This is a genomic window from Ralstonia pickettii (genome assembly GCF_016466415.2).
Lineage (GTDB): Bacteria > Pseudomonadota > Gammaproteobacteria > Burkholderiales > Burkholderiaceae > Ralstonia > Ralstonia pickettii.
The window spans coordinates 80,642-104,413 of record NZ_CP066771.1 but is presented as its reverse complement, the minus strand read 5'-3'; the positions used below and the strand labels follow the sequence as shown (position 1 = coordinate 104,413).

Genomic DNA, 23,772 nt, shown 5'->3' with positions numbered 1-23,772 from the left:
TGGGGCTCGATGTGCCGAAACACCCCCTCCTTCCGAGGGGAATCACCCGAGCCGAAGTGCATGACATTCTGGAAATCCCGAGGCATGCGAGCAGCGCGGCGCACGGGATAATCCCGCTGCACCCTTGCCGCACATTCCGCGAACCTCCTGCTGGCACTCGACCCCCGCTTGAACTCCGCTCCCACGCTCTCCAAGATCAACCGCCCGCAGTCGGGCGGCATCGTGCTGCGCCCGCGTGTGCTGAACCGCATCGGGCGCGGCTTTGCGGCCAGCCCCATCGTGTGGGTGGCCAGCCCTGCCGGTTCGGGCAAGACCAAACTGGCGATCAGCTATCTGGAAGCGAGCGGGCTGCCCGCCATCTGGTACGAGGTGGACGCCGGCGACATGGACCCGGCCAGCTTTTTCCGGACCTTCGGGCAAGCCTGCGCTGCGCATCTTGGTGCAGACAGCGCCACCCAGCCGCCGCTGTTCAGCCCCGACCATCTGTTTGACCTGGCAGCGTTTGCGCGGCGTTACTTCCGGGCCGTGTTCTCGGGGCTACCAGAAGCCACCCTGCTGGTGCTTGAGAACGTGCACGCAGCGGAGGCCGAGCCCAGCTTCAAGGGAATCCTGCAAGCCGCGTTGGCCGAGGCATCCGAGCACGTGCGGATTCTGGTGTTGAGCCGATCCGCGCCGCCGCCTGAGTTGGCGCGGCTGCAAGCCAATCAGCAACTCGCGCTGGTGGACTGGCAACACCTGCGGCTGACCGAGGAAGAAACCGGCGCCATCCTGGCCGGCCACCCCGCCGCGCTGGCAACGCTGGAACAGCGCCCCGATGCAGAGCGCGAGCTTGCCGGCCGGCTGCATGCGCGCAGCGGCGGCTGGGTAGCCGCCGTGGTGTTGCTGCTGGACCAGATTAGCCGCGTGGGCAGCTATGACGTCGACCGACTGGACTCGCGTGAAGTGCTGTTCCCGTATTTCGCGCAGGAGATGATCGGCGCCGCGTCGCCCGAGCTGCGCCGCTTCCTGCTGTGCACGGCAATCCTGCCGAACTTCGATCTGGCCGAGGCACGCCAACTCACCGGCAGCACGGATGTCGATCACTTCGTTACCTCCGCGCATTGCCAGCAGTACTTCATCGACCAGTTCGGCAGCGGGGCGGGGGCGTCGTACCAGTACCACGCGCTGTTCCGCGAATTTTTGCTGTCACGGTTACCCGATGCATTTTCCCCTGACGAGCGGCAGCAGCTGACAGCCAACGCCGCCGCCTTGCTGGAAGCGCGCGGCGAGCTTGCCGGCGCCGGCGAATTGCTCGCCGATGCCGGGCTGATGCCGCAACTGGCGGCACTGGCTCTGCGCCATGCACCAATGGTTCTCCAGCAAGGCCGCTATCGCACGTTGAGCGACTTGCTTGGGCAACTCCCCACCGCCGTGCTCAATGCCGACCCCTGGCTGCTGTTCTGGGCCGGCACCAGCCGCATGGCGCTGGACCCGGGCAATGCACGCCTCTACTTCGAGCCGGCGTTGACGCTGTTCCAGGCGCATGACAATGCCGCTGGCTGTTACCTCGCCTGGTCTAGCATCGTCGATTGCATCTATTTCGAATCCCGCGATTACCGGCCGCTCACGCATTGGCTGGAAATGCTGGACACGCTGCGCGCGCGTTACCCGGCGTTTCCCGATGCGCAAATCGAAGCGCGCGTGCTGGCCGGCGTGCTCGCGGCGTTGGCGTTTCACGCCATGGGCCATGCGGACAGCCGACATTGGACCGACCGCGCCCTCGTCTTCATCGGCACGGTGGACGTGCAGACGCAAGCCTCGCTCGGCTTCATGCTGACGGTCTATCACCTGTGGACGGGCGATCTTGAGCGTGCGCGCGTGGTGCTCCAGCTCATGCGGGCGGCCGTGGCATCTCCGCAGACCAGCGACCTGCTGCGCACCACGATCCTCACCACCGAGGCGATGGGCTACTGGTTCTTTGCCGAGAACGATGCATGCATCGCCGTGGTAGAGCAAACGGAAGCCTTGATGCACGCCAGCGACATCTACCTGTGGAAGCACGCGCTACTGAATCATGGGCTGGCGGCGGCTATCTCCGCCGGCAATGTGATGGTGGCGGAATCGTTCCGGGCCAAGCTGGCGCAAGACATTCACATGGGCCGGCCACTCGATCAGGCCATGCACCATTTCGAGCGCGGGTGGCTGGCCTTGCAGCAAGACCGCTTGCGCGAGGCGGAACTCATGGTTGAGTTCGGGCGCAATGGCTTTCGGTCACTCAACTTCCGCTTCGGCGAGGCGTTCACCCTTGCCACCGGCGCATATATCGCGCACTTGCTCGGCCAGGCAGAACAGGCCGACACGTTTGCCGAAGAAGCAGAGGCGCTGTCGCGCGACGTCGATAGCAAGGTGGCGCTCTGCCACACGTTGATGGTGCGCGCGGTGATGGCGTTGGATCGTGGCGCACCAACCAGCCCATGGCTGCCGGAGGCGCTGGCGCTGGGCCGACGCTTCGGCATCACGAATTTCCCTGGCTGGCATGACCCGATGGTCGCCCGCCTGGCGGCCCATGCGCTGGCAACCGGCATTGAGACGAACTACGTGACCGCACTGGTCCGCAAACGCCGTCTACAGGCGCCAACTGCGCGCGTGAAGCACTGGCCGTGGGAGATTGAACTGCGCGTGCTCGGGGCTTTCAGCGTGAGTTGCTCAGGTGAGCCGCTAGCGCAGAGCGGCAAGGGCAACCGGCGCACGCTGGACACGCTCAAGGCGATCGTCGCGTATGGGGGACGGGAAGTCGCCATCGACCATCTCTCAGCCGCGTTGTGGCCCGACGCGGATGGCGACAGCGCCAAAGGTGCGTTCGACGTGGCCATTCACCGGCTGCGCAAATTGCTCGGCAATGCCGATGCCATCGTGGTCAGCAACGGCAAGGTTGGGCTCAACATGCACTTGTGCGGGCTCGATCTCTGGACGTTCCAGGCGCACCGCCAAATCGCACTCGATCTGGCAAAGACACCTGACGCCGATTCCGACACGCTACTGACAGCCGCGTTGGACATGCTGGCCGCCTACACCGGGGACTTCCTCGCCGACGAGGCCGAGCAACCATGGCTGCTTCCGCAGCGGGAACGCCTGCGTGCCGAACTGGTGCGCACCGTGCTCACGGTGGGGGAAAAGCTGGAAGCCCTCAATGCACCGACGTCGGCAACGACTGTGTATCAGCGCGCGCTTCGCCTGCACCCGACAGCAGAAGGCATCTGCCGTCACCTGCTGGAATGCCTGCGGGCAGAAGGCCGGTCTGCTGAAGCCAGCGCGTTCTTCGCCGAATGGCAGCACACACTCAAGGTGGTTTATGGCGCCGCGCCATCGCAATCTCTAGTGGCGATGCTGGACTGGATACGATAGGTCTACCCCACCGATGAAAACCGATATGCCGTGGGTTTCGCGCGATCAGCGGGTTGCCCGACTCAGGTTGTGGGCAGCGGCGTGTCCGGCCGATCTCTTCCTTTAGCGCCAGAGGCCTCTCGTCTGAGATGGTCGGCATCGAGATCTCAATACAGGAGTACGCTACATGCACGAAAAATCCCGGGGAAAATGTGACATGAAGGTTATATCCACCGGGTTGTCAAATTGATCATGCTGGACTTCCGTACCTACGGCCTCGCCGCGCCCCCACACTCGCACGACTTCATGCAAGTCGTGATGCCCGCACGCGGCATCCTCGAGATGGACGTGGACGGCCGCGGCGGCCGCGTCGACACGCACCACGCCGCGCTCATCCCGGCTGGCGCCACGCATGCGTTTGAAGCCACGGGTGCCAACCGTTTCATCGTGTTCGACATTCCCGGCCAAACCGTGGACGCCCCCAGCCTGGGCGGCCTGGCCGATCGCGTGTTCTTTCCACTTACGCCGGGCCTGCGCGCGCTGACGATCTGGCTGCAGGACGCGCCCATCGTCGATGCCGTACTGGCCAATGCGTGGTCGTCTCTCGCGCTGGCGACGCTCGCGGCGCATCCGGCCAATCAATCCACGCAGATCCGCGCGCGCCCCGACGCACGTGCCGAGCGCGCATGGCACGCCATCGAGCACCGCTACGCCGAGCCGCTCACGGTCGATGCACTTGCCGCCGAGACGGGCGTCAGCGCGCGCCGCCTCGCCACGCTGTTTCGCGCCGCCTACGGCACCACGCTGCATGCGCATCTGGCCCAGGTACGGCTGCGGCATGCATTGACGCTGCTGGAAACCACCGCCCTGCCCATCGCCGAGATTGCCGCACGCACCGGCTACTACGACCAAAGCGCCCTCACGCGCCACCTCAAGGCCGCGCACGGCATCACGCCCGCAGCGGTGCGGCGCTAGCTCGGGCCCTTTCCGTTTTTGCCAAAGCGCAGCCGTCTTCGCCAAGACGCGCGGCACGCGCACGCGCAGAGTGCCGGTTCGATTGATCTTTTCGGACAGGCGCTCCATGGCTGTTGGCGACACCTCCACTGCAACGCAGCTGCATCACGGTCAGCACGACGCGCGGCGCGACCACCTCACGGGCATCGGCTACGGCGTCGCGGCCGGCGCGCTGTGGGGTGTGATCTTCGTCGCGCCGAAGATGCTGCCGCAGTTCTCACCGCTGGCGCTGTCTGCCGCGCGATACGTGCTGTATGGCGTTCTCTCGCTCGTGCTGGCGCTGCCGATGTGGCGCATGCTGTGGCGCAAGACGACGCGGCGCGACTGGGCGGCGCTGCTGCTGTTATCGCTGCCGGGCAACCTTCTTTACTACCTGTGCGTCGCGGGTGGCGTGCAGCGCGCGGGCGTGGCGCCGGTATCGCTCATCGTCGGGTTGTTGCCGGTGACGGTCACGCTTGCGGGCGCGGCCGAACGGGGCAGTCTGCCGTTGCGTCAGCTGGCCGTGCCGTTGCTGATGGCCGTCGCGGGTGTGGTGTGCATTTACCTGGATGCGCCCGACGTGCATTCGGATGCGGGCGGCAGAACCTGTTTCATCGGGCTGCTGATGGCCGCGGGCGCGCTGGCGTGCTGGACGGTGTATGCGGTATGCAATGCGCGGTACCTGCGCGCGCGGCCGCAATTCACGAGCCGCGAGTGGTCGCTGTTGACCGGCGTTGCGACCGGGGTGTTGTCATTGGCACTGGCCGTGCCGGCGTTCTTCTTGCCCGGTATGGCAACGGCTTCTGCACAGCCCGCATCGGCGTGGGCGATGTTCTGGCTGGTGAATATGGGCGTGGCGCTGGGGGCGTCTGTGCTCGGGAACAGCCTGTGGAATGCAGCCAGCCGCAAGTTGCCGTTGACGCTGTCGGGGCAGTTGATTGTGTTTGAGACGGTGTTTGCGCTTTTGTATGGGTTTATCTATGAGGCACGACGGCCTCATGGGCTTGAAGTGGCGGCTGCGGTTTTGTTGGTGAGTGGGGTGGGGTTGGCGGCGCGGCGACATGGGTAGGTTTTTTTTTGTGCGTGTTTTGGACTTGGTGGTCCATCCCCCTTTCGTTCCCTGCCGGGACCGACTTACTTTTCTTTGTCTTGCTGTATGGACCGGGGACATAGGTGACAGGTGTGCGAGGACATGGTTGACACTTTGAGCGGCACATTCGCTCGGAGGTCAGGCCATGCCCTGGAGCACACGAGACACCATGAGCCTTCGTCAGGAATTCGTTCTATTGGCCCGGCAGGAAGGCTGTAACCGGCGCGAGCTGTGTCGGCGGTTCGGCATCAGCCCGCAAACCGGCTACAAGTGGCTGGCTCGTTACGTTGAGTCGGGGGACGCCGGACTGGCTGACCGGACGCGCCGTCCCTCGCACAGCCCGATGCGTACCGAGGCCGAGCTTGAACAGGCCGTCATCGCGTTACGCCAGCAGCATCCTGCGTGGGGCGGGCGCAAGATCAGCCGCCGCTTGGCCGACTTGGGCTGGAGTGATGTACCGGCGCCCAGCACCGTGACCTCCATCCTGCATCGGTATGGGTTGATTGCACCCGAAGCCTCAGACGCCTCCACGCCCTGGCAGCGCTTTGAGCACGCTGAACCGAACCAACTCTGGCAGATGGATTTCAAGGGCGGGTTCGCGTTGGCCGACGGCCAGCGCTGCTCGCCGCTGACCGTGATCGACGATCACTCCCGCTTCAACCTGGTGCTGGCGGCCTGCACGCAGACGCAGAGCGCGGTCGTGCAGCGTCACTTGCGCCAGGCCTTCGAGCGCTATGGGCTGCCGCTGCGCATCAACGCCGATAACGGCGCACCTTGGGGCAGTCCCACCCGGCCGGGGCAACTCACGGGCCTGGGCGTCTGGCTCATCCGCCTCGGTGTGCGCCTGAGCTACAGCCGCCCCGCCCACCCGCAGACCAACGGCAAGGACGAGCGCTTCCACCGCACGCTCAAGGCCGAGGCCCTGGCCGGGCGCTACTTCGCCTCTTGCGACGCGGTCCAGCACGCGCTGGATGCTTGGCGCACCGTCTATAACTGCGAGCGCCCGCACCAGGCCATCGACCTGGCCACGCCCATCACACGCTACCGGCCCAGCCCGCGACCGTATCCGTCTACGTTGGCACCGATCGAGTACAGCCCGCAGGACATCGTCCTCAACGTCGGATGGAATGGGGAGCTACGCTTCAGGAGTTGGCGCTTCAAGCTCTCCAATGCCCTGCACGGCTTGCCGGTGGCATTGCGCCCCGACCCTAAACACAGGGATCAATTCGATCTGTACTTCGTTCACCAACACCTTGGCCGTATCGATCTGAACCTGCCCGATGACTGCTGACATGTGTCAACCATGTCCTCGCACACCTGTCACCTATGTCCCCGGTCCATACATCTTGCCAAAGAAAAGTAAGCAAAAGAAAGGCGCGCCCGAGATGGCGACCCCCTCCTTGGATTTGTGTCGCGGGGAGGGGAAGGAGCCAAACTCGCTGCGCTCAGACAAGGCTCCTTCCTTTTTCCTCCCCGCAACAAAAATCCAAGGCGCCATCTAGGGCAAGGGAAAAGCAAACCGTCGAACACGAAGCGAGCCACCAAGGCTCGCTTTTTCGTTTGCACCGGCATACCGAGTGTTTGGCCGTTCCTGCCCTAGATGGCGCCTTCAATTTTTGTAAGCGGGCGGAAAAAAGGCGGGGAACTGTCTGAGCGCAGCGAGTTTTCCCCGCCTCCGCCCGGTTACGGAAATTGAAGGAGTCTTTCGCCATCTCGGGCGCGCATTTCTTTGCTTACTTTCTTTGGGCAAGACCAAAGAAAGTGAGTCAGCCCCGGCAGGGGATGAAACAAGGGATGCACCACAAACATCAAAACCAAAACCAAAACCCCCTCCCCATTTGACGCCCCAAATTTTTCATGGATAACTGTCTCCCCCCCCCCAACAACACAGCGAGCCACCCCATGACCCTCCAAACCTGGCTGGCCTTCATCGGCGCCAGCATCATCATCCTGCTCATCCCCGGCCCGACCATCCTGTTGGTGATTGGTGATTCGCTGGCCAACCGTGGCCGCTCGGCGTGGAGCACCGTTGCCGGCGTGGCCGCTGGCGACACGACCGCCATGGCCGTGTCCCTTGCCGGTGCGGGCGCGCTGCTCGCCGCATCGGCCGCGGCCTTCACGGCGCTCAAGCTCATCGGCGGTTCGTACCTCGTCTATCTGGGCATCAAGTCCATCCTCAGCGCACGCCGCCTGCAGGATGACGTACAGGCGGACGCGCCGGAGGCCACCCTCCCCGTGCAGCAGAAGTCCGCTGGCCGCCGCTTCCTGTCGGCCTGGACGGTCACCGCGCTGAACCCCAAGAGCATCGTCTTCTTCGTCGCCTTCGTGCCGCAGTTCATGTCGGCCGAGCAGACCTTCCTCTCGCAGAGCGTGATCCTGCTGCCGACCTTCGTCATCCTGGCTGCCGCCAATGCATCGATGTACGCGCTGGCCGCCAAGCTGCTCGCCAAGCGCCTGACGAGCGTGGCCGCGCAACGCCGCTTCGGCTACGCGGGCGGCGCGGTGATGGTGGGCGCAGGCACGTTCACGCTCGGCATGCATTCGGCCTGATCGCCCCCCCCAAGGCCGCACCGAGGACACCCGATGCCCCGCAGTTACCTCCGCCCCGCGCCCGAAGGGGCCCACGGCCATCACCGCGTCACCAACATCGAGCTGTTCTTCGATCTGGTGTTCGTGTTTGCGGTGACGCAGCTCTCGCACCTGCTGATCGGCAACTTCACGCTGCAAGGCGGCGCACAGGCGCTGCTGCTGATGCTGGCGGTGTGGTGGGTGTGGATCTTCACGTCGTGGGTGACCAACTGGCTCGATCCGGACAAGCTCGCCATCCGCATGCTGATGCTCGTGCTGATGACGGGCGGGCTGCTGCTCTCGGCCTCGCTGCCGCAGGCGTTCGGCTCGCGCGGGCTGGCCTTTGCGCTGGCCTATGTGTTCATGCAGTTCGGCCGCACGGTGTTCTTCCTGTGGGCCGTGCGCGGCGAGTCGCTGCCCATGCGGCGCAACTTCCAGCGCATCGCCACGTGGCTCGGCATCTCTGCGGTGCTGTGGCTGGCGGGCGGCCTGTCGGACGGTTCCGTGCGCTGGGCGTGCTGGATCTTCGCGCTGGTCATCGAATGGCTTGGGCCATCGATAGGCTTCTACACGCCGGGCCTGGGCCGCTCCACCACCAACGACTGGAACGTGGAAGGCGGCCACATGGCCGAGCGCTGCTCGCTGTTCATCATCATCGCGCTCGGCGAATCGGTGCTGGTGACGGGCTCCACGTTTGCTGGCCTCGACTGGACCGCAGAAAACATCGCGGCGATGGCGCTGTCGTTCATCGGCAGCCTGGCGATGTGGTGGCTGTATTTCGACAGGATTGCCGAGCGCGGCGCGCGCACCATGGCGGATTCGGCGGATCCGGGGCGGCTTGCACGGCTGGCCTACACCTACATCCACGTGGTGCTGGTGGCCGGCATCATCGTCGGGGCCGTGGCCGATGAGTTCGTGCTGGCGCATCCGGTGGGCCGCGCCCATGAAGGGACGACGCTGGCGGTGCTGGGCAGCGCAGCGCTATATCTGCTGGGCAACCTGCTGTTCAAGTGGGCGATCTTCGGGCGGTTGCGCCCGGCACATGCTGTCGGCCTGGTGGTGCTGGGCGGCGCCTGGCTGCCGGCGGGTGAACTGCCGGCGCTCGCGGTGTCCGCGCTAGCGACGGGCGTGCTGTGCGGCACCGCGGCGTGGGAATGGTACGCACGCTCCTGCGAGACAGCGGAACCCGAAGCGGCGCACAACCCGTAAGTGGTTACCTGAAAATTCCAGTTTCTGGACATTACAAAAGGCCACTCGCGCGCCTACGCTGTCAACCAACATGACAGAACACGAGGGCCCCGCCATGATCGACCTCTACTACTGCGCCACGCCCAACGGCCTGAAGATGGCGCTGTTCTTTGCCGAAACCGGCTTCCCGCACCGCGTCATCCCCGTCGATATCAGCCGGGGTGACCAGTTCAAGCCCGAGTTCCTGGCCATCTCGCCCAACAACAAGATCCCGGCCATGGTCGATCACGACCCAGGCCAGGGGACCGAGCCCGTGGTGCTGTTCGAATCGGGCGCCATGCTGCTGTATCTGGCTGAGAAGACCGGGCAGCTGATGCCCACCGACCTGCACGGCCGCATGGAAGTGCTCAAGTGGCTGTTCTGGCAGGTGGGTGGTCTGGGCCCCATGGCCGGGCAGATCGGCCACTTCAACGTGTATGCACCGGAGCGCGTGCCCTACGCCATCGAGCGCTACACCAAGGAAACGAACCGCGTGTACGGTGTGGTCGACCGCCGCCTGGCCGATCGCCCCTACATTGCCGGCAACGACTACACCATCGCCGACATCGCGGCCTATCCGTGGATCGTGCCGCACGCCGGGCATGGTCAGGACCTGAACGACTTTCCGAATCTGCAGCGCTGGTTCGAAGCCGTTGGCGCACGCCCTGCCACGCAGCGCGCCTATGCCGGGGTCGAGCGCGCCTACTCACGCCGCCGCGAAGACATCTCCGACGACGAGCGCAACGTGCTGTTGGGCCAGACGGCCAGCTCCACCGCGCGCTGATCCTCGCGGAGCCTCTGCGCTCCGCCCCTCTCTCCGCTTTCCTCTTCTGACAGGAGCCGACCATGCCGGCATCGCTGTGGTGGTTGTGCCTGGGCGCGTTCGCCATCAGCACTGAAGGGTTCATGATCGCCGGTCTGCTGCCGGTGCTGGCCGCAGACCTGGGCGTGGGCGTGCCGGCGGCTGGGCAGCTCGTCACCGTGTTTGCCGTCACCTATGCCGTGGGCTCGCCGGTGATGGCGACGCTGCTCGGCAATGTGGACCGCCGACGCGTGCTGATCGGCGCGCTGGCCATCTTTGCGGCAGGCAACCTGCTGGCGGCTACCGCGCACGGCTTCGGACAGTTGATGGCGGCGCGCGTGTTGCTGGCGCTGGCAGCCGGCGTGTTTCTGCCGACGGCCAATGCGGTGGCGACCTCGCTGGTGCCGGCCTCGCGCAGCGGCTCGGCGCTGGCCATCATCACGGGCGGCGGCACGGTGGCAGTGGCGCTCGGCGTGCCGCTGGGCGCCTGGATTGCGGCGCAGGGCGACTGGCGCTCGACATTCATCGCATGCGGTGTGTTGTCGGCACTGGCCACGGCAGGCCTCGCCTTTGGCCTGCCGCGCGCGCTGCCGCACAGCGTGACCACGCTGGCGCAACGCCTCTCCGTGGCACGCCGGCCCGGCATGCTGGGTGCGCTGGCGGTGTCCACGCTGTGGGCCGCAGGCGGCTTTACGTTCTACACCTACGTCGCACCGTTCTTTGTGCAGGGGCTGGGCTTCGCGCCGCAGCACGTGGGCATCGTGCTGTTCCTGGTCGGCAGCTTTGCGGCGCTGGGCACGGGCCTGGGCGGCCACCTGACCGACCGCGCCGGCGTGGCGCGCGTGCTGGCGGTCAGCAGCGCGGGCATCGTGCTGGCCTTCTCGGTGCTGTCGCTGTCGGCACAGGTGCTGCACGGCACGGTGGCCGGCGCCGTCGCCATCGGCGCGGTCGTGCTGTGGGGCATGGCCGGCTGGGGCTTCGGCCCGGCGCAGGCGACGCGGCTGATCCGCCTGGCGCCCGATGTGTCGCCGATCACGCTGTCGTTGCATGCGTCGGCCGTGTATGCGGGGATTGCGCTGGGGTCGAGCGTTGGCGCGCTGGCGCTGGCGCATGGCGGGCCCGGCATGCTGGGATGGGCCGCCGCCGCGTGCCATGTGGTGGCCGTGGTGCTGTGGCGCATGGGTGGGCGGCATGAGGCGGCGCTGGCCGATGAACCGGCAGCCACGTCGGTCGCACATTGAACCCCCGGGCGCGGAACGCGACGCGCCAGGTTCTGAACCCGGTGGTCGAGCCTCAAACCGTCGTGCTCCACAGTTCGAGCTCGACATTTTCGACCTCAAACACTCGCGCTCCGGGCTTTGAGGTCGACGCTTGGGCCTCAAAGGCTCGGCGTCCGGCCCTCGACCCCTCGCGCTCGGCCCTCTGAGCCCGATTTTTTCGACCTCGAACTGTCATGCTCCGGGCGTTGAGCTTGGTGCCCAAGCCTTCGAGGCTCACGCTCGACAGTCTGAGCTCGGCAATCGGGCCTCAGAGCCTCACGCGCCACGCTCAGATGGCCGCGGTGGGCGCCCCCCGATCACCGGTCGAACGCCGAGCACCCCGCCGATCCAGGTACGGCAGCGCAAACAGATAGAGCCCCGTGAATAGCAGCAACGCCAGCGGCAGCAGCGGCGCATAGGTGATCCACGCAGGCGGCTGCGCCCCCTTGCCCACCCCCATGGCGACAAAGTTGGCGATGACGGTGAGCGTGAACGCCATCGACACCCAGCGGTGAAACTGGCGGATTGCGTTGCGGGCGCTCACTGTGCACCTCCGGCGGCCTGGATCATCTTCCAGCCGTTGCCGGCCGGGTCACGAAAGCCGGCGTCGACGCTGCCGAAGCGGTCGATCGGCTCCTGCGTGAATTCGACGCCGCGCTCGCGCAATTGCGCGTAGGCGGCGCGGCAATCGGCGACGGTCAGCACCAGCGGCGGCATCGCGCCCTTGGCCACCATGGCACGCAGCGTCTGCGCCGTAGCCTCGTCGTGGATGGGCGGACCGGGCTGGAACAGGCCCAGCTGAAACGACGGTTGCTCCGGATGCTGCACCGTCAGCCACCGGTACGGGCCGTTGCGCACATCGGTGTGCACGCGAAACCCCAGCTTGTCGACATAGAACGCCAGCGCCGCGTCCTGATCGTCCACATACAGCCCGACGACATTGATCCCTTGGCTCATCACTGCTCCTCGTTGTTGGTGGGTGACGGATTTGTACCCGCCGCCAGTTGGCGGCGCTTCTCCGAAACTGCTGTGACGAGGTCGGGCCGCTGCGCCGCCTTCAGCACACAGGCGGGCACGCGGTCGAGTTGTTGCAGCGACGCGGTTGCCTGTGCGTGGCGGCGCAGCGCGCTCGGGCTCTGCCCGGTGATGTCGCGGAAGATGCGGCCGAAGGTGCCGAGGCTTTCCCACCCCGTGGCGTAGGCGATTTCAATGATGGGCAGATCGGTGTCGCGCAGCAGCGTGGTGGCCTGCTCGATACGGCGCGTGAGCAGGTAGCGGTGCGGCGGAATGCCGAAGGCCTGCTTGAACGAACGCGCAAAATGCGCCGCCGACACGCCGCTCACCTCGGCCAGCCGCTTGACGGGCCACGCCTCGTGCGAGGCGGCGTCCATGCGGTCTTTGGCGCGCAACAGGCGGCGCAGCAGCGCGGGGTCTTGCTGCGCGTCGGTGTGTGCCTGTGCCACCGCGGCCTGCGCCGGTGCGGTCAGCCCAGCTTGAACTCGCCGATGGCGTGCGCAAGCTTGCGCACACCCTCTTCCACCTGCGCCAGCGACGAGGTCGCGTATGACAGACGCAGCGTCGAGCGATCCGGGTCTACGGGGTAGAACGCCGCACCCGGCACGAACGCCACACCGCGTTCGATGGCCATCTTGGCTACATCGCCGGCATTGCGGCCCGGCAAGGTGCACCACAGGAACATGCCGCCGCGCGGGCGGTTGAAGGTCAGTTCGGTGTCGGGCAGCAGCGCACGCAGGCCGTTGGCCATGGCGTGGGCGCGTTCGGCATAGGCGGCACGCGTGCGCGGCAGCACGGTGTCCAGGCGATTGCTGCGCAGGTAGGCAGCGGCCGTGGCCTGCGCAAACGTGGAGGTGTGCGCGTCGGCAAACTGCTTGACCATCACCGCGTTGCCCAGCACCGGCTGCGAGGCGATCATCCAGCCCACGCGCAGCCCCGGCGCCACCACCTTCGACAGGCTGCCCAGGTAGATCACACGCCCTTGGGCGCCGTCGGTCTGCTGCGACAGCGCGTACAGCGAGGGCGGCGGGGGTGCATCGAAATACAGATCGCCGTACGGGTCGTCTTCCACGATCAGCAGGTTGTGGCGCACGGCCACGTCCAACAGGCGCTTGCGGCGCTCCAGGCTCATCAGCGCGCCGCTCGGGTTGCCGAAGTTGGGAATCACGTAGAGGAATTTGGGGCGCGCGGTGGCACCACCACCGGCGAGCACCTTTTCCAGCGCGTCGACATCCAGGCCGTCGCCGTCGGTCGGTACGCCGGCCACCTTGGCGCCGTACAGCTTGAACGCCTGGATGGCGGCGAGGAAGGTGGGCGCTTCGGTCAGCACTGTGTCGCCTTCACCGATCAGCACCTTGCCCAGCAGATCCAGCCCTTGCTGCGACCCGGTGGTGACGAGGATGTCGGTGTTGGCGACGTTAGCGCCGCGCGCCTTCATCAGCGTGACGATGGCCTCGCGCAGCGGCTCGAAGCCTTCGGTGGCGCCGTATTGCAGCGCGCGGGCGGCGTCGGTGGTGAGCGCGCTGTCGGCCGCGGCCTTCAGGCCTTCCACGTCAAACAGGGCCGAGTCAGGAAAGCCGCCCGCAAACGAGATCAGGCCCGGCTTGCCGAGCACCTTGAACAGCTCGCGGATGGCGGAGGTTTCAACGTTTTGCAGGCGGGGTGCCAGCAGCGATTGCAGGAATTCCATGGCGTGCGTGTCTCTGTAGTTCGAGTGCCCGCCACTTTACGTGATGTGCGCCGCGTGCGCATGCCAACAGGGCGTCACAGCCGTGACTAGAATGCCGTCACCGAATCGGTAAAAAGGAGCCTCTGCATGGCTGTCCGACGCATCGTCCCCAATCTGCATGCTGCCGATCCGGCACGTGCCCGCGCGTTCTATGCCGAACTGCTCGACCTGGAAGCGGTGATGGACCACGGCTGGATCGTCACCTTTGCCGACACGGCCGCCACCATGACGCCGCAAGTCAGCATTGCCAGCGAAGGTGGAAACGGCACACCGGTGCCGGCGCTGTCGGTGGAGGTGGACGATGTGGATGCGGTGCATACGCGTGCCGTGTCGCTGGGCCTGGAAATCGTCTACCCGCTCGTCGATGAGCCGTGGGGCGTGCGCCGCTTTTACGTGCGTGATCCGTTCGGCAATGTCGTGAACATCCTGGCGCACCGGTAAGCCGCCAGCCTCGAAAAAAAAAAGCCCGCATGCCAGAGGCGATGCGGGCGCGGCAGTGCCGGCGGACTGCTACCGGTGCTTGCCGCTGTGGGTGCGCTTGTCCTGGTGTGCGTCGGCGTCTTTGTCCTTGTCGACAACGCGCGTGATGCCGCCCGTGGCGGGCGGATCACTGGCCGGGAAGGTGTCTTCCACAGCCTTTTCCACCAGCTCTTCACGCTTATGTGCGTGCGGATGCTTCTCTTTCTTGCCCTTCTCCATGGCGACCTCCTGTTTCAAGCGTGGTTGACGACATGCAAGCGAACGGCGTGCCCGAGCGCACTCAATACTCTTCCCAGTACGGACGCGAGCCGTAGTATTCATGCACGGACTGCGCCCAGGTCGGATCGGCCATCGTGGGCCAGCTGTCCTTGTCGAAACCCGGAGCGGCTTCCAGGCGATCCTTGTTGGCATCGAGCACGAAGCACTTGCGGTCAACGTCGAGCGACATGGCACTCCACGGCACGGCAAAGAGCTTGTCGCCAATGCCCAGGAAGCCGCCCACCGACATCACCGCATAGGCGACCCGGCCGCGTTGCACGTCGAGCATGATGTCGGTGATCTTGCCGAGGTCTTCTCCATTGAGGTTGACGACGCGATCGCCCTCCAGCGTATCCGCGGCCATCAGTTCCGGGCCCGGACCCGCCGAATCGGAGTCGGCACGCCCGATGATGCGCATGCGTACACCGGCGGTGGTTCCTACACCGGTGCCAGTACCGGTGCCCAGCGCGGTGCCGGTTGTCGTGGTTTGCATAGCAGTTACCTCCCATCAATCAGTTGACGTTCAGGATGATGTGCGGCGGCCACGCATCGGCGCGGCGTCTCGCACGTAACCACCTGTGTCAGCACGAAGCTTGCCTGCGGCACATCGCCCGCAAAGGCGCGCGTGCGGCATGCCGCTTGCTCGACGGTACGGCGCATCAAACCAGAAACCCCTACCGGAGAGCCTCATGAACAAAGCTGAAATCCCTGTGGCGCAACGCGCCGTGCTGTCGATGCTGCTGGACGATCACCGCGAGGTGAAAAAACTGTTCAAGACGTTCCAGCAGGAGAAAGACGAAGCGGCCCGCGAGCAAATCGTGCGCGACGCGTGTGAAAAGTTGACCGTGCACACGCAGCTCGAAGAAGAGGTGTTCTACCCGTACGTACGCGACAACGGCGGCGAAGCGTTCAAGGACCTCGTCGACGAAGCCGTGGTGGAGCACGCCACCGCAAAGGATCTGATCCAGCAGTTGAACGGCATGCACGCGGGCGACGATCTGTTCGCGGCCAAGTTCACCGTGCTGGCCGAGTACGTCTCCCACCACGTCGAAGAGGAAGAGACTGAACTCTTTCCCAAGCTGGTCCGACAGCATGTCGACCTGACACCGCTGCAGGAGACTATGGCCGCGCGCAAGGAAGCGCTGCTGGCCGAGACGGCGAGCTGACCGAGTTGACGGACCCGAGACGGACCCGACCACCTGACACCGGACAGACATCATGCAAGCCACCGTCAGCGACTTCCTCGTCGCCCGCCTGTCCGAGTGGGGCGTGCGGCGCATCTTTGGTTACCCCGGCGACGGCATCAACGGCATGTTCGGGGCCCTACAGCGCGCCGGCGGCAAGATCGAGTTCGTGCAGGTGCGGCATGAAGAGATGGCGGCCTTCATGGCATCGGCGCACGCCAAGTTCACGGGTGAGCTTGGCGTGTGCATGGCAACGTCCGGGCCGGGTGCTGCGCACCTCATCACGGGGCTGTACGACGCTCGGCTCGACCACATGCCGGTGCTGGCGATTACCGGGCAGCAGGCGCGCACCGCAGTCGGCGGGCACTACCAGCAGGAGGTGGATCTGGCGGCGATGTTCCGCGACGTGGCCGGCGCGTTTGTCCACCAGGCCAGCATGCCGGCGCAGGTGCGGCACCTGCTGGATCGCGCGGTACGCATCGCCATCGGGCAACGCCGGGTGACGGCGCTCGTGCTGCCAAACGATCTGCAGGAAATGCCCTACACCGAACCGCCGCGTGCGCATGGCACGGTGCACTCGGGCGTGGGCTACAGCGCACCGAGCGTGATCCCGCAAGCCGCCGACCTGGAACGCGCAGCGGACATCCTCAACAGCGGCCGCCGGGTGGCGATGCTCGTGGGCGCGGGCGCACTCGGAGCCAGCGCGGAAGTGGCGGCCGTGGCGGAAACGCTGGGGGCGGGCGTGGCCAAGGCGCTGCTCGGCAAGGCCGTGTTGCCCGACGACCTGCCTTATGTGACAGGCGCCATCGGCCTGCTCGGCACCGAGCCGAGCTGGGAGCTGATGAACCATTGCGATACGCTGCTGATGGTCGGCTCCGGTTTCCCCTATGCGGAATTCCTGCCCAAGGAAGGCCAGGCGCGCGGTGTGCAGATCGACCTGGACCCCGGCATGCTGGGGCTGCGCTATCCGATGGAGGTCAACCTCGTGGGCGACAGCGCGCAGACGCTGCGTGCACTGCTGCCGCTGCTCCAGCGCAAGACCGATCCCTATTGGCCCGACCGCATTGCACGCTGGAATGAAAGATGGTGGAAGACGCTGGAAGACCGCGCATTGCAACCGGCCTATCCCGTCAACCCGCAGCACGTCTTCTGGGAGCTGTCACCGAAGCTGCCGGACAACGTGATCGTCACGAGCGACTCCGGCACCTGCGCCAACTGGTATGCGCGCGATCTCAAGTTCAAGCCCGGCATGATGGGCTCGCTCTCGGGCGGGCTGGCATCGATGGGGGCGGCGGTGCCGTATGCGATTGCCGCCAAGTTTGCGCATCCCGAGCGCCCTGTCATCGCACTGGTGGGCGACGGCGCCATGCAGATGAACAACATGGCCGAACTCATCACCGTGTCGAAATACTGGAAGCGCTGGAAGTCTTCCAAGTGGATCTGCATGGTGCTCAACAATCAGGATCTGAACGAAGTCACCTGGGAGCAGCGCGTGATGGAAGGCGACCCGAAATTCTCGGCGGCACAAGACATCCCGAACGTGCCGTATCACCGCTTTGCCGAGTTGATCGGGCTGAAGGGCATCTACGTGGACAACCCCGACCAGCTGGCCGGTGCGTGGGACGAAGCGCTCAACGCCGACCGGCCCGTGGTGCTGGAAGTGAAGACCGATCCCAATGTGCCGCCGCTGCCGCCCCACGTCACGCTGCAGCAGGCACGCAACTTTGCGACGGCACTGGCGTATGGCGACCCGGATGCGAGCGGTGTGCTGCGCGGGACGGCACGGCAGGTGCTGTCGGCGCTGTTTCCGGTGCATAGGGAATAGGCGTATGGACGTAACGCCCCCGCTCACGCGGTGGCGCGTCGAAGCGTGAGCGCATGTCGACAAGACATGTGGGATGCGAGTCGAAGGGGCAAGGTGCGGAAAGCCGATGTGCTCGGTAAGATGCCGTCCATCCCCGGTTTTTCCACTCCACTCCACACCAGGCACGATGATCCGCTTCGACGACCTCACCATCCTCGTGCTGGCCGTGGATAACGGCAGCCTGTCGGCGGCCGCACGCGTGTTGAACATTGCACCCGCGGCAGCAAGTGCAGCCGTCAAGCGGTTGGAGGCGGAACTCGGCGTGCGGCTGCTGGCGCGCTCCACGCGCAGCCTGGCGCTCACGCACGAAGGCGAGCGCTATCTGCAACACGCACGCCGTGCGCTGGCCGATCTGCAGGCCGGGCAGGATGCGCTCGCCCTTGGACGCCAAGCCATCGGCGGCGATGTGTCGCTGTCGATCCCGTCAGACCTCGGGCGCAACGTGCTCACTGGCTGGCTCGACGACTTCCTCGCCGAGCACCCAGCGGTGGCGCTTCAGGTGCGCATCGGCGACCGGCTGGTCGACATGTTCCGGCAGCGCGTCGATGCCGCGGTGCGCTATGGCGAGCCGGAGGATTCGTCCCTCGTGGCGCTGCCGCTGGCGCCGGACAACCGCCGCGTGCTGTGCGCGGCGCCGGCCTACTTTGCGCGGCACGGCGTGCCCAAGACCCCCGACGATCTGCGTCGGCACAACTGCCTGTTGCTGGCCCTGTCCGACACCACGCACGACCAGTGGACCTTTCACGGCGCGAGCGACGACAGTCAGGAGCACGTTGTGCGTGTCACCGGCAACCGCATTGCCGACGACGGCGAACTCGTGCGCCGCTGGGCCGTTGCGGGGCATGGCATCGCTTACAAGTCGCGGCTGGATGTACTGGCCGATCTGCGCGCCGGCCGTCTGCAACCCGCGCTGACCGACTGGCGCGGCGAGGCGGCGCCGCTGCATTTGATCTGCACGCACCGCCTCGCGCTGTCGCCCACGCTGATGCGGCTGCGCGACTTCCTGCAAGAGCGCATCGCCGGTTATCTGGCCGACGCCTGAATCAAAACCCTTCCAGCACGATCTTGCCGCGCGCCTGATTGCTTTCAATAAAGGCGTGTGCGCGCTTGAGGTTGGCGGCATTGATGGTGCCGAAGTGCTCGTTCATGGTGGAGCGCAACGTGCCTTCGTCGATGAGCGCGGCTACGCGATTGAGCAGGCGGTGCTGCTCGATCTGGTCGTCCGTGCCGAACATGGAGCGCGTGTACATGAACTCCCAGTGCAGCGACAGGCTCTTCGCCTTGAGCTTGCGCACATCAAGCTGCGCGGGGTCGTCGATCAACGCAAGACGACCTTGCGGCTTGAGCGCCTCGACGATCTGCTCGAAGTGGTGCTCGGTCTGGTTCAGGCTGGCGACGTAGTCCACCGTCGGCACACCAATGCGATGCAGTTCCGCGGCCAGCGGCTGCGCGTGGTTGATCATATGGTGGGCGCCCAGCTCGCGCACCCAGGCGGCCGTTTCCGGGCGCGAGGCGGTGCCGATCACGGTCAGGCCGGTCAACCGGCGCGCGAGCTGCACGAGCACCGACCCCACACCGCCCGCCGCACCGACGATCAACAACGTCTTGCCGCTGGGCGCAGCAGACTCCGGCACCTGCAGCCGGTCGAAGAGCAATTCCCAGGCGGTGATGGCGGTGAGCGGCAACGCGGCTGCCTGCGCAAACCCGAGCGTGGCGGGCATCGCGCCGACCACGCGTTCGTCCACGACATGCAGCTCGCTGTTGGTGCCCGGGCGCTGCAGGGCACCGGCATACCAGACCGCATCACCCGGCTTGAAGAGCGACACCTCGGCGCCGACGGCGCGCACCACGCCCGCAGCATCCCAGCCCAGCACGCGGGGCTGACCATCCACCGGCGGCATGCCGAGGCGCACCTTCACATCCACCGGGTTGACGGAGATGGCGCGCACTTCCACAAGCAGATCGCGCGGGCCTGGCGTGGGTTCGGGCAGGGTCAGGTCGACGAGCGCCTCGGGGCGGTCGATGGGCAGACTTTGGTAGTAGGCAACGGCTTTCATGGCAGGCTTCCCGGTGATTTGGATCGTTGGATAGCCGCATCATGGGCGCGCCACGCCAGGGGAAACAGCCGCGCCGCGCAGATTCAGTTTCAACGCCGGACAGAAAATCCCATCCTGCCGCATCAAGCCGTGGGCATGCCGTGGAGGTCTGCGCTGCAGTTCGGGTGATCTTCGTTGTGGTCGTGCGCACGCAGCGCGCCCGGGATGCCGGTGCCCGCCAGACCATCGGCTGCGAGCCATGCCGCCGTGGCCGCAGCAGCGCGGTCGATCAGTTCGCCGCAGCGGGCGTAGTCGTAGGGCGACACGTCCAGCGGGCACAGCGGCGGCACGACGGCAATGGGCACCTGCCCAGCCCAGCGCTCCAGGTCTTGCACAAGCTGGCGCGCGACCAGCAGTGACAAGGCGTTCAGCGCGTGCTCGATGGCGCTGCGCGGGGCACGACGGTCGGCACACGCAAACCCGGCCGGCAACACGACGACGCGTGTGGCGCCCAGCCGGATGGCCGCAGAGATCGGCGTGTTGTTGGCAACGCCGCCGTCGATCAACAGGCGATCACCAATGCGCACCGGCGGAAACACGCCGGGAATGGCAGCGCTGGCCAGCACGGCCGGCACGATGGCGCCAGACGACAGCACCACCTCGGCGCCGGTGCGCATGTCGGTGGCCACAACGTGCAGGGGCAGCGTGGCCGCCTCCAGCAGGGTCTGCGCGAAATGCCGCGTCAGCAGGCGCTGCAGGCCGGATGCATCGACGAGGTGTTCGCGTCGCCCGCCCAGGATGCCCAGCATGCTGAACATTGCCCGCCAGGACCACGGCATCACGTCGGCGCGCCGCACGCCGCGCCACAGCGCCTCGAGCTGCGCGGTGCCGGCCGCGTGCGGATTGCACGCAAAAAAGGCAGCGTTGATGGCGCCGGCCGAAGCGCCCACCACCATGTCGGGCACCACGCCGGACGCCACCAGCTCGCGCAGCATGCCGGCCTCGATAGCGCCGAGGCTGCCGCCACCGGCAAAGACAAACGCCGTTCGTTCCACTCTGTCCATGATCGATGCCGCGTTGCAGCAAGGAGTCCCAACTGGTCAATCCAGGGACGACTGGAACTAGAGTAGGTCTGCCCCGCCGTTGCGGCTAGTCGGGCCGGTCTACGGCGATCAGCGGGCTTGCCGCGCGGCGTCTGCGAGGGGCTTCCAGTGCAGAAAACCGAACAGCAACGTCAGCAGCACGCTGTCGAACAGCGGCCCCTTGTGCAGCGCCACTTTGCGAAAGCACAGCACCACTTCCAGCAGGTGCGCAGCCAGCAGCACCAGCGCCACGATGCGCAGCCAGCCGATGGCATCGGTCGACAGCGGCAGTGGCGTGGCATAGCTGAGCAACGCGAGGCCATACACAGCGAGGAGGACGATCTTGCTGAGGACGTTGAACATGCCAGGACTCCAGAGGGACAGTGATTCCGATGCCGTGCAGCATACCGGCCACCGCGGTCCCTCCGTCCGCTTCAAACACCTGGATAGACGCCGCCCTCCACCCGGCTGCATCTGCCGGCGGGCGGCGCTCAGGCCGTCGCCGAGCCGAACCACCGCAGCAACGCCGCCTGCAGCCCCTCGGTCGGTCCGTCACCAACCCACGCCACGTGGCCGTCGAGCCGCACCAGCACTGCGGATGGCGCGGGCACCGCGCCAACCACCGGCAGCGCGCGCGTTCCTGCATAGCGGGCGTCGGCCCGCCGCACGCGATTGGCCCATGGCGGGGGCCAGGTCGAGATCGGGGATGCGGCGGCCGAGCAGCGGGTGTCCTTCACCGAAGTCGTAGCGAACGTCGAGCGCGGAGACCATCCCCACGAGCCGCCTGCGTAGTTCATCCATGCGAAACAGCTCCGAGGTGATCTCGCTCAGCGCCTTGGACCGCTCGTCCTGGCGAAGCGCACACCACGAAAAAAGGCCGTCCCGAAGGACGGCCTTTTCTGTTTCCGCGCCTGCCGAAACTTATTCAACAGTCACCGATTTCGCCAGGTTGCGCGGCTTGTCGACGTCAGTGCCGCGCGCCAGTGCCGTGTGATACGCCAGCAGCTGCAGCGGCACCACGTGCAGGATCGGCGAGAGCTGGCCGTAGTGCTCGGGCATGCGGATCACCTGGATGCCGTCGCTCGACTGGATGTGCGTATCGGCGTCGGCAAACACGTACAGCTTGCCGCCGCGCGCGCGCACTTCCTGGATGTTCGACTTGAGCTTTTCAAGCAGCGCGTCGTTCGGGGCGACGGTCACGACCGGCATCTGCTCGGTCACCAGCGCCAGCGGACCGTGCTTGAGTTCGCCGGCCGGGTAGGCCTCGGCGTGGATGTACGAGATTTCCTTGAGCTTGAGCGCGCCTTCCAGGGCGATCGGGTAATGCAGACCGCGACCGAGGAACAGCGCGTTTTCGCGACGGGCAAACTCGTCCGACCACGCGATGATCTGCGGCTCCAGGGCCAGCACCGCGTTCAGCGCCGACGGCAGGTGGCGCAGATGGCGCAGCGCATCTTCTTCCTGTTCGGCGTTCAGATGGCCGCGCAGCTTGGCGAACGTGAGCGCCAGCATGTAAAGCGCGGCCAGCTGCGTGGTGAATGCCTTGGTGGACGCCACGCCGATCTCGGTGCCGGCGCGCGTGAGGAACTTGAGCTGCGTCTCGCGCACCATGGCGCTGGTCGCCACGTTGCAGATGGCGAGCGTATGCGTGTGGCCGAGTTCGCGTGCGTGGCGCAGTGCGGCCAGCGTGTCGGCGGTTTCGCCCGATTGCGAGATCACGACGACCAGCGCGTTCGGGTTGGGCACCGTTTCGCGGTAGCGGTATTCGCTGGCGACTTCCACCTGCGTCGGGATCTTGGCGATCGATTCAAGCCAGTACTTGGCCGTGCAGCCCGAGTAGAAGCTCGTGCCGCACGCCAGGATCAGCACGCTGTCGACCTTGGGCAGCACCTGGGCTGCTTCGGGGCCGAACAGGTCCGGCGCAAAGCCTTGCACGCCTTCGAGCGTGTCGCCCAGGGCGCGCGGCTGCTCGAAGATTTCCTTCTGCATGAAGTGGCGGAAGGGGCCGAGTTCCACGGCGGCGGCGTAGGTGCCGACTTCCTTCACTTCGCGCTCGACGATCTTGTCGTTTGCATCGGCCACGGTGAAGCCTTCGCGGGTGAGTTCCACCACGTCGCCTTCTTCCAGGTAGGCCATGCGGCTGGCGGTACCGGCCACGGCCAGCGCGTCGGATGCGAGGAACGATTCGTTCTCGCCAATCGCCACCACCAGCGGGGAGCCGGCGCGCGCACCCACCACCACGTCGGGGTTGTCGCGTGCAAACACGGCGATCGCATAAGCGCCGTGCAGGCGCTTGACCGACGCACGCACCGAGGCGAACAGGTCGCCGCGCGTCTTGCTGCTCGGGTACGTGTAGGCCTGGTGGATCAGGTGCGCGACGACTTCGGTGTCCGTCTGCGATTCAAAGCCGTAACCGACGGCCTTCAGTTCTTCACGCAGCGCTTCGTAGTTTTCGATGATGCCGTTGTGCACCAGGGCGATGGTGTCGCCCGAGAAATGCGGGTGCGCGTTGACGGTATCCGGCCGGCCATGCGTGGCCCAGCGCGTGTGCGCGATGCCGATGGCGCCGTCCAGGTGGCTGGTCTGTGCCTGGGCATCGAGATCGGCCACGCGCGACACGGTGCGCGCGCGCTCGAGCTGGCCATCGCGCTGAATGGCGACGCCGCACGAGTCATAGCCGCGGTATTCCAGACGGCGCAGGCCTTCGATCAGGACGGGAACGATATTGCGCGTGGAAACCGCGCCAACGATACCGCACATGTTGATTTCTCCAGTTTGGGGTGCGGCAGCACTGTCTATGTGCGCCGCACTCGGTAATTCAGT

Annotated in this window: 23 protein-coding genes; 12 read left to right on the top strand and 11 right to left on the bottom strand. The window is 66.1% G+C overall.

Annotated elements, in window-relative coordinates:
* Positions 1 to 168: 168 nt before the first annotated feature.
* The 8 genes from RP6297_RS00455 (at position 169) to RP6297_RS00420 (ending at position 11,284) form a co-directional block, all read left to right on the top strand.
* Entirely contained in the window at positions 169 to 3,384 is a 3,216-nt protein-coding gene (locus RP6297_RS00455; protein WP_037027879.1) for a BTAD domain-containing putative transcriptional regulator, read from the top strand.
* Between the two features lie 231 nt (positions 3,385 to 3,615).
* On the top strand, positions 3,616 to 4,338 hold the full coding sequence (locus RP6297_RS00450) for an AraC family transcriptional regulator (RefSeq protein ID WP_037027876.1): 723 nt from the start codon (positions 3,616 to 3,618) through the stop codon (positions 4,336 to 4,338).
* Positions 4,339 to 4,444: 106 nt separating this feature from the next.
* Complete coding sequence (locus tag RP6297_RS00445) at positions 4,445 to 5,425, top strand: DMT family transporter (RefSeq protein ID WP_037027874.1); 981 nt, start codon at positions 4,445 to 4,447, stop codon at positions 5,423 to 5,425.
* A 166-nt stretch (positions 5,426 to 5,591) separates the two neighbouring features.
* A complete protein-coding gene (locus RP6297_RS00440) occupies positions 5,592 to 6,737 on the top strand; it encodes an IS481 family transposase (protein WP_009239574.1) in 1,146 nt (381 codons plus the stop codon).
* A 611-nt stretch (positions 6,738 to 7,348) separates the two neighbouring features.
* Positions 7,349 to 7,996: a LysE family translocator gene (locus RP6297_RS00435; protein WP_037028014.1), complete on the top strand. Its 648-nt coding sequence runs from the start codon at positions 7,349 to 7,351 to the stop codon at positions 7,994 to 7,996.
* 33 nt (positions 7,997 to 8,029) lie between these two features.
* Positions 8,030 to 9,223, top strand: coding sequence for a low temperature requirement protein A (locus RP6297_RS00430; protein ID WP_037028012.1), 1,194 nt, complete (start codon positions 8,030 to 8,032; stop codon positions 9,221 to 9,223).
* A 94-nt stretch (positions 9,224 to 9,317) separates the two neighbouring features.
* Positions 9,318 to 10,025, top strand: a complete 708-nt coding sequence (locus RP6297_RS00425) for a glutathione binding-like protein (RefSeq protein WP_037028767.1) — start codon at positions 9,318 to 9,320, stop codon at positions 10,023 to 10,025.
* A 62-nt stretch (positions 10,026 to 10,087) separates the two neighbouring features.
* Positions 10,088 to 11,284 carry an MFS transporter gene (locus RP6297_RS00420; protein WP_037028011.1) on the top strand — a complete coding sequence of 399 codons (1,197 nt, stop codon included), beginning with the start codon at positions 10,088 to 10,090 and terminating at the stop codon, positions 11,282 to 11,284.
* Positions 11,285 to 11,591: 307 nt separating this feature from the next.
* On the opposite strand, the gene RP6297_RS00415 is transcribed toward RP6297_RS00420, so the two are convergent.
* The 4 genes from RP6297_RS00415 to RP6297_RS00400 are packed head-to-tail and all read right to left on the bottom strand — an operon-like array spanning position 11,592 to position 14,006.
* A complete protein-coding gene (locus RP6297_RS00415; RefSeq protein WP_037028010.1) occupies positions 11,592 to 11,846 on the bottom strand; it encodes a hypothetical protein in 255 nt (84 codons plus the stop codon).
* Entirely contained in the window at positions 11,843 to 12,259 is a 417-nt protein-coding gene (locus RP6297_RS00410; RefSeq protein ID WP_004633594.1) for a VOC family protein, read from the bottom strand. Before RP6297_RS00410 ends, RP6297_RS00415 begins: the two co-directional genes overlap by 4 nt.
* Positions 12,259 to 12,765 carry a helix-turn-helix domain-containing protein gene (locus tag RP6297_RS00405; RefSeq protein WP_037028009.1) on the bottom strand — a complete coding sequence of 169 codons (507 nt, stop codon included), beginning with the start codon at positions 12,763 to 12,765 and terminating at the stop codon, positions 12,259 to 12,261. The genes RP6297_RS00410 and RP6297_RS00405 overlap by 1 nt, the downstream gene beginning before the upstream one ends.
* Positions 12,766 to 12,785: 20 nt before the next feature.
* Complete coding sequence (locus RP6297_RS00400; protein ID WP_037028008.1) at positions 12,786 to 14,006, bottom strand: aminotransferase-like domain-containing protein; 1,221 nt, start codon at positions 14,004 to 14,006, stop codon at positions 12,786 to 12,788.
* A 126-nt stretch (positions 14,007 to 14,132) separates the two neighbouring features.
* Here RP6297_RS00400 and RP6297_RS00395 point away from each other — a divergent pair, with 126 nt between their 5' ends.
* Positions 14,133 to 14,486, top strand: coding sequence for a glyoxalase superfamily protein (locus RP6297_RS00395; protein WP_024973780.1), 354 nt, complete (start codon positions 14,133 to 14,135; stop codon positions 14,484 to 14,486).
* Between the two features lie 69 nt (positions 14,487 to 14,555).
* On the opposite strand, the gene RP6297_RS00390 is transcribed toward RP6297_RS00395, so the two are convergent.
* The gene (locus RP6297_RS00390) at positions 14,556 to 14,744 is read right to left on the bottom strand and encodes a hypothetical protein (protein WP_009239291.1); all 189 of its coding nucleotides are present in this window, start codon (positions 14,742 to 14,744) and stop codon (positions 14,556 to 14,558) included.
* A 61-nt stretch (positions 14,745 to 14,805) separates the two neighbouring features.
* On the bottom strand, positions 14,806 to 15,276 hold the full coding sequence (locus RP6297_RS00385; RefSeq protein WP_037028007.1) for a PRC-barrel domain-containing protein: 471 nt from the start codon (positions 15,274 to 15,276) through the stop codon (positions 14,806 to 14,808).
* A gap of 196 nt (positions 15,277 to 15,472) precedes the next feature.
* On the opposite strand from RP6297_RS00385, the gene RP6297_RS00380 reads away from it, so the two are divergent.
* From RP6297_RS00380 to RP6297_RS00370, 3 genes are all read left to right on the top strand, one after another.
* Complete coding sequence (locus RP6297_RS00380; RefSeq protein WP_037028006.1) at positions 15,473 to 15,949, top strand: hemerythrin domain-containing protein; 477 nt, start codon at positions 15,473 to 15,475, stop codon at positions 15,947 to 15,949.
* Positions 15,950 to 16,001: 52 nt separating this feature from the next.
* A complete protein-coding gene (locus RP6297_RS00375) occupies positions 16,002 to 17,792 on the top strand; it encodes a thiamine pyrophosphate-requiring protein (RefSeq protein WP_037028005.1) in 1,791 nt (596 codons plus the stop codon).
* Between the two features lie 166 nt (positions 17,793 to 17,958).
* Entirely contained in the window at positions 17,959 to 18,873 is a 915-nt protein-coding gene (locus RP6297_RS00370) for a LysR family transcriptional regulator (RefSeq protein ID WP_037028004.1), read from the top strand.
* Between the two features lies 1 nt (position 18,874).
* Here RP6297_RS00370 and RP6297_RS00365 read toward each other — a convergent pair whose 3' ends face one another.
* The 5 genes from RP6297_RS00365 to glmS all read right to left on the bottom strand — a co-directional run bounded on the left by RP6297_RS00365 (position 18,875) and on the right by glmS (position 23,709).
* Entirely contained in the window at positions 18,875 to 19,888 is a 1,014-nt protein-coding gene (locus RP6297_RS00365) for a zinc-binding alcohol dehydrogenase family protein (protein WP_037028003.1), read from the bottom strand.
* A gap of 122 nt (positions 19,889 to 20,010) precedes the next feature.
* A complete protein-coding gene (locus RP6297_RS00360; protein WP_004633574.1) occupies positions 20,011 to 20,931 on the bottom strand; it encodes a patatin-like phospholipase family protein in 921 nt (306 codons plus the stop codon).
* A 108-nt stretch (positions 20,932 to 21,039) separates the two neighbouring features.
* Complete coding sequence (locus RP6297_RS00355) at positions 21,040 to 21,312, bottom strand: hypothetical protein (RefSeq protein WP_037028002.1); 273 nt, start codon at positions 21,310 to 21,312, stop codon at positions 21,040 to 21,042.
* A 128-nt stretch (positions 21,313 to 21,440) separates the two neighbouring features.
* Positions 21,441 to 21,746 (bottom strand): aromatic-ring hydroxylase C-terminal domain-containing protein, encoded by a 306-nt coding sequence (locus RP6297_RS00350; RefSeq protein ID WP_037028001.1) that lies wholly within the window; start codon positions 21,744 to 21,746, stop codon positions 21,441 to 21,443.
* Positions 21,747 to 21,870: 124 nt separating this feature from the next.
* Positions 21,871 to 23,709 (bottom strand): glutamine--fructose-6-phosphate transaminase (isomerizing), encoded by a 1,839-nt coding sequence (glmS, locus tag RP6297_RS00345; protein WP_037027997.1) that lies wholly within the window; start codon positions 23,707 to 23,709, stop codon positions 21,871 to 21,873.
* Positions 23,710 to 23,772: the final 63 nt, after the last annotated feature.

What these genes read in the sequence shown, in the direction of transcription:
- RP6297_RS00400 (WP_037028008.1), bottom strand. Translation starts at nt 14,006, where the DNA reads ATGGAATTCCTGCAATCGCTGCTGGCACCCCGCCTGCAAAACGTTGAA.
- RP6297_RS00445 (WP_037027874.1), top strand. Translation starts at nt 4,445, where the DNA reads ATGGCTGTTGGCGACACCTCCACTGCAACGCAGCTGCATCACGGTCAG.
- glmS (WP_037027997.1), bottom strand. Translation starts at nt 23,709, where the DNA reads ATGTGCGGTATCGTTGGCGCGGTTTCCACGCGCAATATCGTTCCCGTC.
- RP6297_RS00420 (WP_037028011.1), top strand. Translation starts at nt 10,088, where the DNA reads ATGCCGGCATCGCTGTGGTGGTTGTGCCTGGGCGCGTTCGCCATCAGC.
- RP6297_RS00435 (WP_037028014.1), top strand. Translation starts at nt 7,349, where the DNA reads ATGACCCTCCAAACCTGGCTGGCCTTCATCGGCGCCAGCATCATCATC.
- RP6297_RS00425 (WP_037028767.1), top strand. Translation starts at nt 9,318, where the DNA reads ATGATCGACCTCTACTACTGCGCCACGCCCAACGGCCTGAAGATGGCG.
- RP6297_RS00430 (WP_037028012.1), top strand. Translation starts at nt 8,030, where the DNA reads ATGCCCCGCAGTTACCTCCGCCCCGCGCCCGAAGGGGCCCACGGCCAT.
- RP6297_RS00370 (WP_037028004.1), top strand. Translation starts at nt 17,959, where the DNA reads ATGATCCGCTTCGACGACCTCACCATCCTCGTGCTGGCCGTGGATAAC.
- RP6297_RS00360 (WP_004633574.1), bottom strand. Translation starts at nt 20,931, where the DNA reads ATGGACAGAGTGGAACGAACGGCGTTTGTCTTTGCCGGTGGCGGCAGC.
- RP6297_RS00350 (WP_037028001.1), bottom strand. Translation starts at nt 21,746, where the DNA reads ATGAACTACGCAGGCGGCTCGTGGGGATGGTCTCCGCGCTCGACGTTC.
- RP6297_RS00410 (WP_004633594.1), bottom strand. Translation starts at nt 12,259, where the DNA reads ATGAGCCAAGGGATCAATGTCGTCGGGCTGTATGTGGACGATCAGGAC.
- RP6297_RS00395 (WP_024973780.1), top strand. Translation starts at nt 14,133, where the DNA reads ATGGCTGTCCGACGCATCGTCCCCAATCTGCATGCTGCCGATCCGGCA.
- RP6297_RS00390 (WP_009239291.1), bottom strand. Translation starts at nt 14,744, where the DNA reads ATGGAGAAGGGCAAGAAAGAGAAGCATCCGCACGCACATAAGCGTGAA.
- RP6297_RS00355 (WP_037028002.1), bottom strand. Translation starts at nt 21,312, where the DNA reads ATGTTCAACGTCCTCAGCAAGATCGTCCTCCTCGCTGTGTATGGCCTC.
- RP6297_RS00380 (WP_037028006.1), top strand. Translation starts at nt 15,473, where the DNA reads ATGAACAAAGCTGAAATCCCTGTGGCGCAACGCGCCGTGCTGTCGATG.
- RP6297_RS00450 (WP_037027876.1), top strand. Translation starts at nt 3,616, where the DNA reads ATGCTGGACTTCCGTACCTACGGCCTCGCCGCGCCCCCACACTCGCAC.
- RP6297_RS00375 (WP_037028005.1), top strand. Translation starts at nt 16,002, where the DNA reads ATGCAAGCCACCGTCAGCGACTTCCTCGTCGCCCGCCTGTCCGAGTGG.
- RP6297_RS00440 (WP_009239574.1), top strand. Translation starts at nt 5,592, where the DNA reads ATGCCCTGGAGCACACGAGACACCATGAGCCTTCGTCAGGAATTCGTT.
- RP6297_RS00365 (WP_037028003.1), bottom strand. Translation starts at nt 19,888, where the DNA reads ATGAAAGCCGTTGCCTACTACCAAAGTCTGCCCATCGACCGCCCCGAG.
- RP6297_RS00385 (WP_037028007.1), bottom strand. Translation starts at nt 15,276, where the DNA reads ATGCAAACCACGACAACCGGCACCGCGCTGGGCACCGGTACTGGCACC.